Here is a 15852-nt window from a genome sequence, read left to right as displayed (position 1 = left end):
TGGTTAAATGCTACAACCACAGGAATGCTTAAATAGTTTTACTATTTCGCTACAGGGTCCGTCATCATAGTATTGGTGTCAAAGTGATGAATAACCAGCCTGTTGTCACTGTTGCGGGTGAAGTAATTTACCGCCCAGTTAAAAAACACGATGGACTTATTGCTGAAGCCGGCCAACGAAAGCAAATGCACAAACATCCACAGGATCCAGGCAAAAAAGCCCTGGAACTTTAATTTCTTTAAATCGGCCACCGCTTTATTGCGACCAATAGTTGCCATTGTACCCAGGTCTTTATACTTAAAAGGCGTTGTAGGTTTATTATTGATAATACATAACAAATTGGTGGACAATTGCTTACCCTGCTGCAATGCAACCTGCGCTACACCCGGAAAGCCGTTTGGATTAGCTTCGCTTACCACCGAAGAAACATCGCCAATGGCAAATACGTTTTCGTAACCTTTCACCCGGTTTATCTCATCGGTTTGGATGCGGCCGCCTTTAGCAATAGCTTCGGGCAGCAAGCCTTCGGGCATTTCGCCGCGTACGCCTGCTGCCCAAAATACATTTCGCGTTTTGATATCTACACCGTTGTCTATCTTCAGGATATCTCCGTTATAACTTGATACATGCACGCCGTTATAAATGAAGATGCCCATTTCCGTGAGGAATTTCCCGGCTTTGGCAGAGGCTTGTTCAGACATAGCACCGAGTACCCTATCCTTCCCCTCTACTAAATACACCTTCATATCTTCTTTGCAAAGCCCCGGGTAATCTTTACAAAGAACGTATTTACGCAACTCAGCAATAGCACCGGAGAGCTCTACCCCTGTTGGCCCGCCACCTACCACCACAAAGGTGAGCAGTGCATCGCGTTCGGCCTCATCAAAAGTCACCAGTGCTTTTTCGAGGTTTTGAATAATGAGACTACGGACGTTAAGTGCTTCGGCAATGTTTTTCATGGGGAGCGTATAATGCTCCAGCTCTTTATTACCGAAATAGTTGGTGTTTGCCCCGGTGGCTATCACCAGGTAATCGTAATGGATATCGCCGATGTTGGCTGTTACTATTTTTGCTTCGGTATCTATCTTCTGCACCTCGGCCAAATGGAAGGTAAAATTCTTTTGCCTGCCGAAGATCCTTCTGATGGGAAAACCTATCGAATCGCCCTCCAGCGCCCCCGTGGCAACCTGGTAAAGCAGCGGTTGAAAAGTATGATAGTTGTGTTTATCGAGCAGTAAAACCTCAACCGGCGCGTGTTTTAAATTTTTGGCCAGCTGTACGCCTGCAAAACCACCGCCAATAATGAGTACACGGGGCTTTGCCTGATTTTTTTTATCCATAGCTATGTATAAGGGCGGCAAATTAATAATTAAACCGCCGGTTTGTGTTTAGCTTAACAGGATAAATTAAATATGTGTTTTTAATGGCCGTTTTTTTATAGCAGATTATCGTTGCCGGAACAAAACAAAGCCGGAAAAGGGTGAATTTTCCGGCTTTGCAATGGTCTGTTTTAGCGGCCAAAGAACTTATATTTTCTCATAATATTTATAAAAGTACTCGGGGTTTTTAACACCATAGTCTCGTACGTTGTTGCTTAAGGATACCCAGTCGTTAACGATATACTCCTTTGCTCCTGTTTTCACTTCGTGCACAAAACGGAGCCATACATGATCGCCGGCGACTATATTTTTCACAGCCGGTGCTGATGATTTAAGATTGAATTTTATCCTGTAACCGTTAGCTACCTGCACCACCGCGCTTTTCCAGTTACCGTTGGGGTATTTCTGCACATCGGTTATTTTGCCATCGGTAAAACGTACGCGATTGGCTTCATAAAGGAACGCGTATTGAGGCAGCTCTTGCTTTTCGGCCTGAAAGATGACTTTGCCGCCTTTCGTAATGGTTTCCGGCGAGATGGTCAATGGCGAGTCATTGCCGTAGAGGCAGGTGGATACGTTTATTTCTATCTCATCCCCCGGCTGTACCAAACCTGCTATAGTCTTGTACTTCCCTCCTGTTTGCAGCACATATTCATCGTTGCCCTGCATTACTTTATAGCCCTTAAGGTGACCGGCAAACATATTACTATAAGTGGTATCTACCGTACCAACTACTTTAAAAGTAAGCGCTTTGCCCGATACTCTTTTGGCAGCTTCCCTATCGTGTCTTCCCTTGTCGGAATTATTGTAATCCTCAAAAGTTTTACGGTTAATTGGGTCAGGAAGCACGCGTTTACCGTTACGATACACCTTTTGGCGGTATTTATTATTGCCGATAGTGGTATCGCCTGCCCTGCTTAAGAAACCGAAATAGCTTGCATTGGCGCTGATATCCCGGTCGGTTTTACCCTTGTAGCTTTCGCCTGCCGTCCAGCTATATATCTTATGCGTTTTTACATAGTCTTCTACTTTGCTTATTTCCTGCTCTGTAAAAACCTTGCCATCGGCAATAAAGACGATAGGCTCATCGGTTTTAAGGTCAGTGGTTACCCGTCCGCCCGATGGTAAACGCACTATGCATTTATCAAAGCGGCTTCCATCCTCTTTTTTAAGCTTCAACCGCGCATAAAACTGGTTATTGGGCACAGCCGCTTTTTTTGCGAGATTTTCTCTCTCGATGGCTGTTTGATAGGTGATCTGATGGTTTTTGGTGCTGATGATAACCAGGCCGTCCTTTACTTTTTCGCCATACTTTGCATATGCAGGTTTCGCAACGGGTGGGTTATAGGTGCTTATCCCCAATACACATTTTGCGCCTATTTTATAAAGCATATCATCGCTGTATTCTTTTCCGTCGATGATTACCAGGGGATGCTTACCTAATAAGCTCAGGTCATCTACTACGCTCAGTTTTTTGTCGGACCGTAAGTTGGCAAATGCCAGGCAGCTTATCATTACCACGGGTAAAATAAGCAGGTAAATTATCTTTTTCATATTTGATGTTGGTTTGTTAAATAACATGGCAATGCGCTTTTTAAGCGGTACTTTACTAAAACTGTGGAACAGGTAGCTTTGGCCCGATACGGCCAGCTTAAACAGCAGCTGCGCGTAAATGCCCTTTTCGTCCTTACCGGCGGCAATTCGGTCCACCTCAAATTCGTGGTTCTCTTCTATCGAACGCATATACAGGTAGGCGAAGGGGTTAAACCATATGGCTATTTGTACCACACGGGCAATTATCCTGTCGGCCGAATGCATCAGCCTTACATGCAGCATCTCGTGGGTGATGATCTGTTTTATCTCCTCGGGCTCCAGCTCTTCGTCGTTAATAAATATTACGTTCAGGAAGGAGCTGTTGCCCTGCTTTTTAGTACCCTTAAGCACTTTTACATGGCCTATCTGCATGAGCTTTTTGTTACCCATGCGCCGGAAAAACGCAGTAAGCGTAAACAGCAGGTGTGCTACAGAAATTACCGCGATGGCAACGTAAAATATTTGCAGCGCGGCCATCCAATCGAACGGCGGAGCGGATTTGGCAACATCTACCGTATATTGAGGCTGCGGTATGGTTTGGATCTGCTGCACATACATCACCGGCTCCAGCATTGGCGAAGGGGCTGCTGTATCAACCTTAAAGGTTAAGGTGGGTATCACAAAACTCAGCAGTAGTGTTACCAGCAAATACCAGCGGTTTAAGGTAAAAAATGTCAGCCTCCTTAAAAACAGGAAGTAGAATGAGTAGAAGATACCGGTACATGCCGATACCTGCAGCAAATAGATGAGTGTTTTCATTTTTTTGAGTTTTTGTCGATCATTTCCCGGATCTTTTTAATGTCCTCGTCGCCCAGTTTTTCTTCCTTCACCATAAAGGATAAAAGGCTCTCCACCGAATTATCAAAATACCCGGTGAACATTTTCTTGAACGATTCCTTACGGTACTCCGCTTTGCTGATGGCGGGGAAGTACTCATAGGTTTTGCCATAGGCCTTATAATCTACATAGCCCTTCTTCTCCAGCAGTCGTACCACCGATGAGATGGTGTTATAAGGCGGCTTAGGATCATCCGGCAGGGCATCAATAATATCCTTTACAAAAGCTTTCTTCAGCTTCCATAAAATTTGCATTACGCGTTCTTCGGTGCGGGTTAACTCTTCCATAAATCAAATCTATAACTTAGTTTTCAGTTTTACAACTATATTTTACGTTATATAATTGATTTTGCAGTTTTACCGTGTATTATTCTGATTATTAGGATATTAATTTTTTGACCACAGCGTCTACAAAGAAAGAAACAGAGGTTAGCATATGCTTTGATGGAAGAAATTGCTTAAAGATTCTTTAGGACGATACACTTGTTCGGGCTGTTCGCGCCCCGTGCCGAACGCGAACAAGCCTAAAAAAATCCACATGGTTAGTGGTTCTGTTTTAAATGCCATTTCCTTTGGTTAAATAGCCGCAACCCTCAATTTCCCCTAAAAATTCCCTATAATTGCCATCGAACTTATATATAATACCATGCAAGCCCTGCACATCATCAAAATTGGCGGCAACGTTATTGATAACTCGGAAAACCTGCACCGCTTTTTAAAGGACTTTACCGCCTTAAAAGGCTATAAGATCCTTGTTCACGGCGGCGGCAAAGTAGCCACCCAGATAGGCGAAAGCATGGGTATTGAGGCGCAAATGGTTGACGGGCGCCGCATTACAGATATCGACACCCTGCGCATAGTTACCATGGTTTACGCCGGGCTGATCAATAAAAACATTGTAGCACAATTACAGCGCTATGGCACCAACGCCATCGGGCTCACAGGTGCCGACGGTGATTTTATCCGCGCAAAAAAACGCCCGGTTAAAACCATTGATTACGGGTTTGTAGGCGACCTCTTCGAGGGTTCTATCAACCCGGATAACATCAGCAAACTACTGGACGGTGGGTTCAGCCCGGTCTTTTGTGCCTTAACGCACGATGGCGAAGGGCAAATGCTGAACACCAATGCCGATACAATCGCTTCCGCGCTGGCGGTGGCGCTATCCGGCAAGTATGAAACCACACTGGTGTACTGCTTTGAAAAGAAAGGTGTGCTGATGGATGTAAATGATGATGATTCCCTGATCAGGGAGATTGACCCGGAACGGTACGAGAAATTAAAAATAGAAAAGGTGATCCACAGCGGCATGCTGCCCAAGCTGGATAACGCTTTTACCGCTATCTCCTGCGGGGTGAAAGCCGTAATTATCGGTCATTCGGACGACCTGGCGCACTTGGAAAATAAAAAGGGATTTGGTACACGTTTAAGCAAATAAGATGAACACACAACAACATATTGCCATATTAGGCAGCGGAAACATTGGTTTGGCTTTGGCTAAAGGCCTGGTGAAAGCCGGCATATTTGCCCCGCAGCAAATTACATTAACACGCCGCAATACAGTGGCCCTTGGACCCCTGGCAGCGGAAGGATATAATGTAACCGCCAACAATGCCGAAGCCGTGAGCAAGGCCGATATAGTGGTTTTAGCTATATTGCCGCAACAGCTAAATAAATTGCTGGATGAGATACAGCCCACTGCACAGGAAAGCAAACACCTCCTCATCTCCGTAGTATCGGGTGTAAGCTGTGCGGATATCCGCAAGCAGCTTGCTTTGGATGTGCAGGTGATCCGCGCTATGCCGAACACGGCTATTGCCATTGGCCACAGCATGACCTGTATTGCTACCGATACCGCTTCAGATGCCAACATCAGCCTGGTGAAATCGTTGTTCGATACCGTTGGCGTTACCATCCAGATAAACGAAGAACTGATGACCAGCGCCACGGCGCTTTGCGCCTGCGGCATCGCTTTCTTCCTGCGTTCTATCCGTGCTGCCTCACAAGGCGGTACCGAAATAGGTTTCCACGCGCATGATGCCCTTAAAATGGCCGCGCAAACCGCCAAAGGTGCTGCCGACCTGCTACTACAGCTTGCATCGCACCCGGAACAGGAAATTGATAAAGTAACGTCGCCAAAGGGCTGCACCATTGCAGGCCTCAACGAAATGGAGCACAATGGCTTCAGCTCCGCTATGATCAAAGGGATTAAAGTTTCTGCCGAGAAAGCAGGGGTGCTTTATAAGAGCGAGTAGTTAAATAAGAGACAAGAATCAAGACGTAGTATCTGCTCTTGATTCTTGTCTCTTGACTTCTTGCTTCCTGGTTCTTAATTCCCTGCAACCCCTAACTTCCTCCATTAAACCCGAACGGGGTTAAATTGGCGATTTTTTGCCAGCCCATGTAGCCTTCAAAAAACAGGTCCTGTGGTTTATAGAACGCCCCTTTGGCATCTATAACAACAGATGGCGCTTCCAGGTTGATAATGGAAGATTGCCCCTCATCCAGTCGTTTATCGTTATACAGTGTGCTTAAGCTATAACCATTTGCCTGGTATTGTATGTCCTCTTTTTGTTTAAGATAAACAACAAACAAAGCCCTGCTAAAGCCAAATTTTTTGTAGTTCTTATTAACCGATGTTATCATCGTATCCACGTCTACGCGCCTTTTACGTACCAAGGAATCTTTACGGGCTACGTATCCGTTGCCGCCCGGGGTCCATTTAGCCAGTTCATAAACCATAAAGCCCTGTTGTTTTGTATCGTTATTATATAACGAACTTATAAAATGCTGTATCGAACCCTGGTACGCCGTAGCCCTTTTTTCTTTCCAGGCAGCTTCTTCCTCCGGTGTTCCCGCCATGTTCTCAAAAGATGGATACCCCTGGTAAACAACTGTATTTTTCCGGCTATCGTATTCAAAATTAATAAGCAGGTAGGTTAAACGGTAACCAAGCGCCTTATTTTCTATTTTCAGTAGCTCTTCACTCCCCGCCTTAAGTATATGTCGTTCTTTATTGTAATCCAAATCCAAAACCTCGGCGTTTAATATCTGGCATTGCTTAGCGTTGGCGTTCTCGCCCAAAAACTGCGCTTTAAACAACTCCAGGTTTTTATACCACTCCTTTGTGTTTGGCTTTATAACAACCTCGCTGAGCTGCGCGGTGCTTACTTTAAGCAGTATATTTAAGTTAACGTCCTCCTCGCCCACCATTATCTGTTTTAAAAACGGACTGTACCCCATCATTTTAACGATCAACGAATAGTTCCCCGGTGGCACCTTACTGAATTTAAAATCGCCGCTAAGGTTAGTAGCAGTAATGTATTTTGTCCCCGTTAAAAAAACGGTAGCTCCCGGCAGGGTGCCTTTGTCATCATTAACCGTACCGCTAACGGTTACAACCCTTTGCGCAAAAACATGGAAGGAAAAAAATATTCCTAACCATAAAAAACAGCAGATCTTTGTGTTTTCTTTAAACATGTCATGATAGATTACATTTAAACGCCCCGGGGCGGCGTTGGTACATTGGTGGTATAAATATATCAAAATATCTGGTTCGGTTTTTTTGGCTGAGAAGCAAAAAAAACAAAAAAAAGGCCCGTCATTTAATGTGACGAGCCTTAACCTTCGAATTAAAACGTTCGGCTTAAAGCTACTGCCCCTGCGCCAAAGTATAGCCTATTTTACCGCCAAATTTCATCAGGAACTCAACCGAGCACACTTTAAAATCTTCGGACAGGTCTGCTGCGATGTGCAGGATCTCTTTTTGGGTGATGGTGGTGCCTTCCTTTTTCTCAAAACGGATGCGGTACTCGTTCACCAGTTCGGTAAAGATAGAACCGGTTGGCCATACCTGTGTACCGCGGTTAGAGATCATCACCAGCTGAAAGTTATCAGTTGATTTACGTTTTGCCAGTTCGGCCAGTTCTGTAGGCTGCGCCTTCGATTCTACGAAAACGTCCACACCAACCATTTCTTCTTGCACATTAGTGCTAACGGTAAGCTTATTTTTTAAAGGATGACCGTGGGTCGCCTTATATTCAAAATCAGGCTGAGCAATCACAACGCCTTTTTGCGGCAGCTGACCAAGGTTTGCAATAACGGCGTCAGCAAATGTATTTGTATCGGCAGACGGTGTGGAACGGTCGCCAAAATCTCCCGTGTGTATACCTTGCTCTAAAGTATATAGCAACGCATTTTCAATACTGGCTGCGGCTGTTGTAGCGCCTAAGTAACGCAGCATTAATATACCTGATAACAGTAAAGCAGTAGGGTTAGCCACACCACGGCCTGCAATATCCGGCGCGGTGCCGTGTACTGCCTCGAAAATAGAGATATTATCACCGATGTTGGCAGATGGGGCAAAACCAAGTCCGCCAACCAAACCAGCACAAAGGTCGGATACGATATCGCCCTGCAGGTTAGTTAACACGATGGCTTGGAACATCTCCGGGCGCGAAACCAGTTTCATACACAGGTCATCCACAATGATATCAGATGATTCGATATCCGGGTATTCTTTGGCTATCTCCTGGAAAGTTTCGAGGAAAAGGCCATCGGTAAGTTTCATGATATTTGCTTTGTGGCCACAGGCCAGCTTGGTATAACCTTTACGGCGGGCCATCTCAAAAGCATAACGAATTACCTGGGCAGAGCCCGGGCGGGTAATAATGCGGCGGCCAACAGCTACATCACTTGTAAGCAAGTGCTCAATACCTCCGTAGGTATCTTCAATATTTTCGCGAACGATGGTTAAGTTGATAGGGATACCTGCTTTAGAGAAAACGGTATCAACACCGTTTAATGAGCGGAAATCGCGCTGGTTGGCGTACGTATTCCACACTTTACGGGCGGTAACGTTAATGCTTTTTACACCCTTACCTTTCGGGGTTTCCATTGGGCCTTTAAACAAGAGGCCCAGGCGTTCGATAGTTTCTTTGGCGGCGGCGGTCATCCCGGTGGAGTGCCCGGCATCGAAATAGGATTTACCCATCTCTACATACTCGTATTCGAGCTGTACGTTTGCGGCATCAAAAATCCTCAACACGGCGGCCATTATCTCGGGGCCTATCCCGTCGCCTTTTGCAACTGCTATTTTGGTTTTCATAAGAACGTGTTATATTAAAAAACGGCGCAAAGGTACGGTTTTAAGGCCTTTTTTTACACCGACACCGCTATCGCAATCAATTTGTGACATAGCGCTGTGGCTTTAACAGATTAATTATTAATTTGTGTGGATGATAATTAACAACATATAAATGAGAATAGGCAGGCTACTTTTCTTAATTTATTTCTTCTCTTTTTTGTTGACGATAATTTTATTGTCGGTTTATGTACTATTGATCCAGGGCGATGCTGACGATATCCGCGTTTTCTATATGATCATTGCCGGTAGCCTTTTTATCAACTTACAGCTGATATTTACGGCGTCTGTGGGCATTCTTATCTCTGCATATTTCGCCAATAATAAGCGAAAAGCTTTTATTGCCTGTTTTATCACGCCTGTAATTATATTATTAGTCATTTTTTTTCGGGATTGTTAAAGCTACAATCAGGGGACATTGAGGCGTATTCAATCACTGTACTTTCGTTCACTTTAGTTTTAGGATACTTTTTCTTTAAGAATCTAACACCGAACAATACTCCACCCTTGAAAGAAGAGGTAAACTAAATTGATTTACCCCATTTTAAAAGATTTAGGCTAAATTTGCCGCACACGATGAAAGCATTTTACGGCGATTTACGATTAGGGATTTTAGGCGGAGGCCAGCTTGGCCGCATGCTGATACAGCAGGCCATTAATTACAATGTTACCGTTAAGGTTTTAGACCCCGACCGCGAGGCTCCCTGCCGCCGGCTATGCAACGAGTTTGTAATAGGTTCGCTGAGCGATTACGAAACCGTTTACAATTTCGGCAAAAAGGTAGACCTGCTTACCATTGAGATAGAAAAAGTAAACGTTGACGCGCTGGAGCAGCTGGAGAAAGAGGGCGTTGTTGTTTACCCGCAATCGCGTATTATCCGTTTGATACAGGATAAGGGCCTGCAAAAGCAATTCTTTAAAGAAAACGAGATCCCCACCGCCGAGTTCCAGATCATTTCATCGGCACAGCAATTAAAAGAAAGCCATATCCCCTTCCCTTATATCCAAAAACTCCGTAGAGATGGTTACGATGGCAAGGGCGTTTACAAAGTTTTAGACGAAAGTTACCTCGCCGGCGCCTTTACCGAGCCCAGCCTGGTAGAACGCATGATAGATTTTGAAAAGGAAATTGGCGTTATAGTGGCCCGTAACGAAAGCGGCGAAACAAAAACCTTCCCGCTGGTAGAGATGGAGTTTAACCCCGAAGCCAACCTGGTAGAGTTTTTAATATCCCCCTCTACCCTGCCGTTCGAAATACAGCAGGAAGCTGAAAGCATTGCCAAAAAGATTGCCGAAACGCTGAACATTGTAGGTTTATTGGCGGTGGAAATGTTTTTAGATAAGCACGGCAAAATATTAGTAAATGAATTAGCCCCACGCCCGCACAACAGCGGCCACCAAAGCATCGAGGGCAATGTGGTTTCGCAATTCGAACAACACCTGCGCGCCATATTTAACCAGCCCCTGGGCGACACCGCCTGCCTGAGTAATGCCATTATGGTGAACGTTTTGGGAGAGGCCGGCTATGAAGGCCCCGCAGTTTACCAGGGAATAGAGAAGATATTAAAATGCCCTGGCGTATATTTACACTTATATGGCAAGGCACTTACCAAACCCTTCCGCAAAATGGGGCATGTTACCATTGTTGATAACGACAGGGAGAAAGCGATAGAGAAAGCAAGGTATGTACAGGAGACGTTGAAAGTTATTGCTTAACTGAATTGTTTATAAATGATGGCGAATAAACCTTTTATCACAGTATCAACTTTGATGCTCATTTCACTAAGTGTTTTTGGCCAATACAAGTATAAACAGCAGCTTGGCACATTAGGATCTGTGTTAATGCCCGACACTCCTAAGGTTCAGAATTACAAAGGCCTTGGTATTTATCTTACCAATTACAAAGGTGTTTCATATTTAGCGCAGGCATCAGATGTAAGCGGTAACTTAAAAGATTTACTCACAAGAAACAGTCCCGATTCACTGTACAACAGTTACATCAAAGGATCATTGCAAAGTACTAAAGGCAAGCTTTTCTATAAGAATAAATTAAACATCAACGGCAATGAAGGAATTGAATTTGCCTATAAAGCAATTTTAAAAGGTCAAAACACCTATACTTATCAGCGTGCGGTGTGTTTAAATGATACAATATTAAGTTGCGCTGTATTAGCGGCTGACTCTTTATCAAAAGATCATCCTGCGCTTACCAAATTTTTTGATGGATTTAAAGTTCAAAGCGCATCAGCGGTAAAAGATGCCGAGGCCTACAGCAACGGCGTTAAGGTCGGCAAGGTTATAGGCGTACTTACATTTATCGCTATTTTTATAATTATTATAGCAGGGATAGTTCTACTCCTCAGGAAGCTAACCAGCTCAAAAAGAAAAAAACAATGGAGCGAGGAAGACTTTAAATGATGATTACGCCCTCGTTAATTCACACGCAATCTGTAATAGTTTTAAGATGATAAAAAAGCCTTATGCCACTATACTTTTGGTTATCCTGACTGCAACGAATGCGGTTTTTGGACAGGCACCTGTTAAACAAAATCTTGCAGGTATTGCTACCATCACCTTCCAGAATGCTCCGCAGGAGTCGGAGGTACCTAACGGTTTAGGCAAATTTTACAAGCTGGCCAAACCTACAAACAACTATATTGTCATCGTTATCAATATCGATACTGCCCGGGTAATTATTAAATCATCTAAAGATCTCGACCTGTTTTATTCGGGCGTGGTAGATGGTGCGGCAGATTCCACACAAAACCGCAAGCTATTGTATACCAAACAAATAGCGGTAGATAAGTACAAAGCAGTAGAGTTTAAATATTTAGATGCATCTACTTCAAGGAAATTCACGGTGTACCAGCGGATAGTTTATCTTGACCAAACATTATTTATGTATAATTTTACGGTTTATGATGACAACCAGCCCGCAATGAATGCCGAACGCGAGCGGTTTTTAAATTCTTTTACGGTTACAAAAGCAACTGCAAAGCAGTTATAACAAAATATACAAACCAATGAGCCAAGCAAAAATAGCCATCATCATGGGCAGCAAATCCGACCTTGTAATTATGCAGGACGCAGCGGATGTTTTAAAAGAACTGGGGGTAGATTACGAGATAACCGTGGTATCGGCCCACCGCACGCCCGACAGGATGTTCAGCTACGCCCGTGCCGCCGCCGACCGTGGCATCAAAGTAATTATTGCCGGTGCCGGTGGTGCCGCGCATTTACCGGGAATGGTGGCATCGTTAACGCATTTGCCTGTAATAGGCGTGCCTGTAAAATCAAGCAACTCTATCGATGGATGGGATTCTATCCTCAGCATATTGCAAATGCCAAACGGTATCCCGGTTGCAACCGTGGCGTTAAACGCGGCAAAAAATGCAGGAATATTGGCAGCTCAGATACTATCTACAGCAGATGAATACCTCGTTGCTAATTTGAAAGCTTTTAAAGAGGAACTGGCGAGGAAGGTGGAAGAATCGGCGAAAGAGATGGAGGGGTAAGAAATACGAACTTATTCTCCCATCGTCCTTGCGAGCAATAGCGTGGCAATCATCGGTAGGCAGAGCGGCTTTGCATATCCGCTCTGCCTACCGATGATTGCTTCGTCGCTACGCTTCCCTCGCAATGACGCGGGGAAATAAAAAGCCCTAAGTTTAAGTCAAATGACTCAAAACTTAGGGCTTTCGACTTAAGACTATAAAATTACGCTGTTACCACGTGCTCTTTAGCAGCTAAATAACGCTCAGCATCAATAGCAGCCATACAGCCTGTGCCTGCAGCGGTAACTGCCTGGCGGTAGATATGGTCTTGCGCGTCGCCACAGCAAAACACACCTTCTATATTGGTTTCGGTAGAACCGGGGCGGGTTATTATATAACCTGTTTCATCCATGTGGATCACGCCGCGGAAAATATCGGTGTTTGGTTTGTGGCCAATGGCTACAAAGAAGCCGGTAACATCCAAAACCGAGGTCTCGTTAGTTACGTTATTGCATACCTTAACGGCATTAACGCTTTGGCCATCGCCTAATATTTCAATGGTATCGGTATTGTAAAGGATCTCGATGTTTGGCGTGTTCAGCACGCGGTGAACCATTGCTTTTGAGGCGCGGAACTCATCCCGGCGAACGATCATGTAAACCTTACGGGCCAATTTAGCCAGGTATGTTGCTTCCTCGGCGGCGGTATCTCCTGCCCCTACAATGGCCACATCCTGCCCTTTAAAAAAGAACCCATCGCATACGGCACATGCCGAAACACCAAAGCCACTATATTTTTGTTCCGACTCGAGGCCCAGCCATTTTGCTGAGGCACCCGTAGAAATAATAACCGTATCGGCCAAAATGGTTTTGCTTTCATCAACAACCACTTTATGCGGCAATGATGAAAAATCAACAGAACTTACGTAGCCAAAGCGGATATCGGTACCCAGGCGTTCTGCCTGTTTGCGAAAATCCTCCATCATTTCGGGGCCCATGATGCCATCCGGGTAACCGGGAAAGTTCTCTACATCGGTAGTTTGGGTAAGCTGCCCACCGGCCAGCATACCAGTATACATTACTGGTTTAAGATCGGCGCGCGACGCATAAATAGCCGCTGTATAACCTGCCGGTCCCGAACCTATGATAAGGCATTTAACGTGTTCAATATCTTGTGACATTTTATTCTAAAATATGATGCGAATTTACGTTTTATTGCGGAGCAGGGCAATAGGCAATGGTCAGCATATTGCCATACATTTGATGCTTGTGCTGGTGGTCGACTATTCATCTTCCTTTACATTCCTATAGGAAAAAACAAAACTGGATGTTTGAGAAACCGGGACTTTTTTCTTTCGGGCACTCACCCACTTCGGGCTTTTACTAATGGCGTCAATTATTGCCTTATCCAATATAGGGTTTACTCCAACTTCGAGTTTTGGATCATTCAGCGTTCCATCCTCGGTTATGGTAAAAGCAACAATAACATTGCCCGTAATAGGTGGTAATCCCAAATTCTTTAAACTTTTAAGAATATACCGGCTAAAATTAAAATTAGGATAAGCGCCATGCATCAGGTCTTCCCGGCTATACTCCGTCATATCTATAAATCGGTTTTTTCTGAACCTGGTACAAACCTGTACCGTGCTATCGGTATAGTACAGATACCAGTCGCCTTCCCTGTCGCCTTTCAAGTAGTTACCCTGTCTAAACAACCTACCGCTAAAATCAAATTCCTTGTAAGGCCCATCCAGCGTATCAGCTACAAAAGACCTTATCATTTGCATATTTCCATTTAAAAAATATTCTACCCAATTCCCTTCCTTTTTCCCGTTTAAATAATAGCCTGTACGGTAAACCTGCAGTGTAGTATCCATTGCCGACTGGTGCTCTGATACCTGCCGCTGGTTCACCGCGAGCTTATAATAGGAAGCCTTCCCATGAGGAACTGTCAATTCTTCATCAAGAAAGGTACCTTTAAACATCAGCACATTCCTCATATCTTACTGGGCAGCCAGCCAGGACGAATCAGGAAGTTTTTGATACAATTTATACGAAGTAGCTTTCAGCGAGTCTTTGGTGACATCCCCATTTTTATTGATAAAAAGTTTGCGCACTTGTGCCTGCGCCGCTACAGTCATCAACGTTAATAAAGTCAATGCTAAATATCTTTTCATTATTTTCCTTTGTTAGCCTTTAGCACCCTAATGAAATTCCCGCCCAAGATTTTTTCTACATCTTTTTTTGAATAGCCAATTTTAAACAGCTCGGCGGTGATCTTTGAATAATCGGTAACGCTATCTAATCCTAAAGGATACGATTCTGCACCATCGAAATCGGAGCCGATGCCTACATGGTCTGCACCCATCATTTTCACCATATAATCAATGTGTTTGATGAGCATACTAAGCGGTGGGCGCAGTTGATCTGCTTCGGCTTTATTCAGTTCGTTAAGGCGGATGCTGGCGAGGTCGTAATCTTTGTAAATCACGCGCAACGAATCAAATTGCGGTTTGTGCCTGGCCATAAATGCTGCGTGCTTACCTTCGTAGGTGCTGTCTATAAAGCCACTATAAAAATTAAGAAAAACCACTCCACCATTATCAGCAATAGCTTTTAACTGGTAATCCTTAAGGTTACGGCGATGCGGGTTTAAGGCGTATACGCAGCTGTGCGATGCTATTACAGGCTTGGTGGTAATGGCCATTACATCTTTAAATGTTTGTTCGCCGGGGTGCGACAGGTCTATCATTACACCGTCATCGTTCAGTTTGCGAACGATCTGTTTGCCCAGTTCAGTTAAACCTTTGTGCTTTAGCGTATCGCCATGCAGGGTTTCATCTCTTGCGGAGGTTGCCCAGCTGGTGCTGTTGTTCCAGGTGAGGGTGAGGTAGCACATACCGCGTTTTACCAGGCTGTCCACGTAATCCAGCCGGTCTTCTATCATATGGCCGCCTTCCACCCCTATCATGGTTGCCAGTTTATGTTGTTTAACCGCTTTTTTAAGGTCTCTGGAGTTAGTTACCCATACCATCTTATCAGGGTTGCGGCGCACCAATGCCTGCAGCGAATCTATCTCGCGGTTAGCGTATGCATAAGCTGTGCCGTTTCCATATTGGTCGCCGCACCAGATAGAGAAAACCTGCACGTCCAGTCCGCCGGTTTTGGCGCGCACCAGGTCGAAATTACCCGTGGTTTGCAATTTGCCGGCGTCGTTGCCAGTAATCAATTCGTTGGAGATGATATCATTATGCGTATCAACCAGGATAGCTTTCTGATGGATCTTTTCTACATCCTGTGCCGAAAGTTTTAGGGCGGCAAGTAGTAGAAACGGGAGCAAAAGTTTTTTCATGGTTGGAAGATAGAGAAAATATTGACACGAATTTCACGAATGGCTCGAATTTCACC

Annotated in this window: 15 protein-coding genes; 6 read left to right on the top strand and 9 right to left on the bottom strand. The window is 44.6% G+C overall.

What is annotated here, in order from left to right:
* Positions 1 to 41: 41 nt before the first annotated feature.
* The 3 genes from IDJ77_RS18625 to IDJ77_RS18615 all read right to left on the bottom strand — a co-directional run bounded on the left by IDJ77_RS18625 (position 42) and on the right by IDJ77_RS18615 (position 4096).
* A complete protein-coding gene (locus tag IDJ77_RS18625; protein ID WP_191190501.1) occupies positions 42 to 1340 on the bottom strand; it encodes an NAD(P)/FAD-dependent oxidoreductase in 1299 nt (432 codons plus the stop codon).
* A gap of 186 nt (positions 1341 to 1526) precedes the next feature.
* On the bottom strand, positions 1527 to 3731 hold the full coding sequence (locus tag IDJ77_RS18620) for a M56 family metallopeptidase (protein WP_191190500.1): 2205 nt from the start codon (positions 3729 to 3731) through the stop codon (positions 1527 to 1529).
* On the bottom strand, positions 3728 to 4096 hold the full coding sequence (locus tag IDJ77_RS18615; protein ID WP_191190499.1) for a BlaI/MecI/CopY family transcriptional regulator: 369 nt from the start codon (positions 4094 to 4096) through the stop codon (positions 3728 to 3730). The genes IDJ77_RS18620 and IDJ77_RS18615 overlap by 4 nt, the downstream gene beginning before the upstream one ends.
* A gap of 358 nt (positions 4097 to 4454) precedes the next feature.
* Here IDJ77_RS18615 and argB point away from each other — a divergent pair, with 358 nt between their 5' ends.
* Positions 4455 to 5246, top strand: a complete 792-nt coding sequence (gene argB / locus IDJ77_RS18610; RefSeq protein ID WP_191190498.1) for an acetylglutamate kinase — start codon at positions 4455 to 4457, stop codon at positions 5244 to 5246.
* A gap of 1 nt (position 5247) precedes the next feature.
* Positions 5248 to 6063 carry a pyrroline-5-carboxylate reductase gene (proC, locus tag IDJ77_RS18605; RefSeq protein WP_191190497.1) on the top strand — a complete coding sequence of 272 codons (816 nt, stop codon included), beginning with the start codon at positions 5248 to 5250 and terminating at the stop codon, positions 6061 to 6063.
* Between the two features lie 91 nt (positions 6064 to 6154).
* Here the strand turns inward: proC and IDJ77_RS18600 are convergent, their stop codons facing one another.
* Together IDJ77_RS18600 and IDJ77_RS18595 are read right to left on the bottom strand one after the other, a co-directional pair.
* The gene (locus IDJ77_RS18600) at positions 6155 to 7288 is read right to left on the bottom strand and encodes a carboxypeptidase-like regulatory domain-containing protein (RefSeq protein ID WP_191190496.1); all 1134 of its coding nucleotides are present in this window, start codon (positions 7286 to 7288) and stop codon (positions 6155 to 6157) included.
* Positions 7289 to 7460: 172 nt separating this feature from the next.
* Positions 7461 to 8915, bottom strand: a complete 1455-nt coding sequence (locus IDJ77_RS18595; RefSeq protein WP_191190495.1) for an NADP-dependent isocitrate dehydrogenase — start codon at positions 8913 to 8915, stop codon at positions 7461 to 7463.
* Positions 8916 to 9527: 612 nt separating this feature from the next.
* Here IDJ77_RS18595 and IDJ77_RS18590 point away from each other — a divergent pair.
* From IDJ77_RS18590 to purE, 4 genes are read left to right on the top strand one after another with little or no spacing between them, the layout of a single operon-like run.
* The gene (locus tag IDJ77_RS18590; RefSeq protein ID WP_191190494.1) at positions 9528 to 10667 is read left to right on the top strand and encodes a 5-(carboxyamino)imidazole ribonucleotide synthase; all 1140 of its coding nucleotides are present in this window, start codon (positions 9528 to 9530) and stop codon (positions 10665 to 10667) included.
* A gap of 15 nt (positions 10668 to 10682) precedes the next feature.
* Positions 10683 to 11369, top strand: a complete 687-nt coding sequence (locus tag IDJ77_RS18585) for a hypothetical protein (protein WP_191190493.1) — start codon at positions 10683 to 10685, stop codon at positions 11367 to 11369.
* A gap of 46 nt (positions 11370 to 11415) precedes the next feature.
* Entirely contained in the window at positions 11416 to 11958 is a 543-nt protein-coding gene (locus IDJ77_RS18580) for a hypothetical protein (protein WP_191190492.1), read from the top strand.
* A gap of 16 nt (positions 11959 to 11974) precedes the next feature.
* Positions 11975 to 12466: a 5-(carboxyamino)imidazole ribonucleotide mutase gene (gene purE / locus IDJ77_RS18575; protein ID WP_191190491.1), complete on the top strand. Its 492-nt coding sequence runs from the start codon at positions 11975 to 11977 to the stop codon at positions 12464 to 12466.
* Positions 12467 to 12668: 202 nt separating this feature from the next.
* Here the strand turns inward: purE and trxB are convergent, their stop codons facing one another.
* From trxB to IDJ77_RS18555, 4 genes are all read right to left on the bottom strand, one after another.
* Positions 12669 to 13625 (bottom strand): thioredoxin-disulfide reductase, encoded by a 957-nt coding sequence (trxB, locus tag IDJ77_RS18570; protein ID WP_191190490.1) that lies wholly within the window; start codon positions 13623 to 13625, stop codon positions 12669 to 12671.
* Between the two features lie 102 nt (positions 13626 to 13727).
* On the bottom strand, positions 13728 to 14444 hold the full coding sequence (locus IDJ77_RS18565; protein ID WP_191190489.1) for an energy transducer TonB: 717 nt from the start codon (positions 14442 to 14444) through the stop codon (positions 13728 to 13730).
* A 3-nt stretch (positions 14445 to 14447) separates the two neighbouring features.
* Complete coding sequence (locus IDJ77_RS18560; RefSeq protein WP_191190488.1) at positions 14448 to 14621, bottom strand: hypothetical protein; 174 nt, start codon at positions 14619 to 14621, stop codon at positions 14448 to 14450.
* On the bottom strand, positions 14621 to 15796 hold the full coding sequence (locus IDJ77_RS18555; RefSeq protein ID WP_191190487.1) for a dipeptidase: 1176 nt from the start codon (positions 15794 to 15796) through the stop codon (positions 14621 to 14623). The genes IDJ77_RS18560 and IDJ77_RS18555 overlap by 1 nt, the downstream gene beginning before the upstream one ends.
* Between the last annotated feature and the right edge of the window lie 56 nt (positions 15797 to 15852).

The organism is Mucilaginibacter pankratovii (assembly GCF_014773265.1).
In the GTDB taxonomy this organism is placed as follows: Bacteria; Bacteroidota; Bacteroidia; order Sphingobacteriales; family Sphingobacteriaceae; genus Mucilaginibacter; species Mucilaginibacter pankratovii.
Note: the sequence above shows the minus strand (reverse complement) of the source record. Positions and strands in the feature narration are given on the sequence as shown.

Bases quoted from the DNA above. Each gene is read 5' to 3' on its own strand.
- IDJ77_RS18555 (WP_191190487.1), bottom strand. From the start codon at position 15,796: ATGAAAAAACTTTTGCTCCCGTTTCTACTACTTGCCGCCCTAAAACTT.
- IDJ77_RS18625 (WP_191190501.1), bottom strand. From the start codon at position 1,340: ATGGATAAAAAAAATCAGGCAAAGCCCCGTGTACTCATTATTGGCGGT.
- IDJ77_RS18620 (WP_191190500.1), bottom strand. From the start codon at position 3,731: ATGAAAACACTCATCTATTTGCTGCAGGTATCGGCATGTACCGGTATC.
- purE (WP_191190491.1), top strand. From the start codon at position 11,975: ATGAGCCAAGCAAAAATAGCCATCATCATGGGCAGCAAATCCGACCTT.
- IDJ77_RS18590 (WP_191190494.1), top strand. From the start codon at position 9,528: ATGAAAGCATTTTACGGCGATTTACGATTAGGGATTTTAGGCGGAGGC.
- IDJ77_RS18580 (WP_191190492.1), top strand. From the start codon at position 11,416: ATGATAAAAAAGCCTTATGCCACTATACTTTTGGTTATCCTGACTGCA.
- proC (WP_191190497.1), top strand. From the start codon at position 5,248: ATGAACACACAACAACATATTGCCATATTAGGCAGCGGAAACATTGGT.
- IDJ77_RS18615 (WP_191190499.1), bottom strand. From the start codon at position 4,096: ATGGAAGAGTTAACCCGCACCGAAGAACGCGTAATGCAAATTTTATGG.
- IDJ77_RS18595 (WP_191190495.1), bottom strand. From the start codon at position 8,915: ATGAAAACCAAAATAGCAGTTGCAAAAGGCGACGGGATAGGCCCCGAG.
- IDJ77_RS18585 (WP_191190493.1), top strand. From the start codon at position 10,683: ATGATGGCGAATAAACCTTTTATCACAGTATCAACTTTGATGCTCATT.
- argB (WP_191190498.1), top strand. From the start codon at position 4,455: ATGCAAGCCCTGCACATCATCAAAATTGGCGGCAACGTTATTGATAAC.
- IDJ77_RS18565 (WP_191190489.1), bottom strand. From the start codon at position 14,444: ATGAGGAATGTGCTGATGTTTAAAGGTACCTTTCTTGATGAAGAATTG.
- trxB (WP_191190490.1), bottom strand. From the start codon at position 13,625: ATGTCACAAGATATTGAACACGTTAAATGCCTTATCATAGGTTCGGGA.
- IDJ77_RS18560 (WP_191190488.1), bottom strand. From the start codon at position 14,621: ATGAAAAGATATTTAGCATTGACTTTATTAACGTTGATGACTGTAGCG.
- IDJ77_RS18600 (WP_191190496.1), bottom strand. From the start codon at position 7,288: ATGTTTAAAGAAAACACAAAGATCTGCTGTTTTTTATGGTTAGGAATA.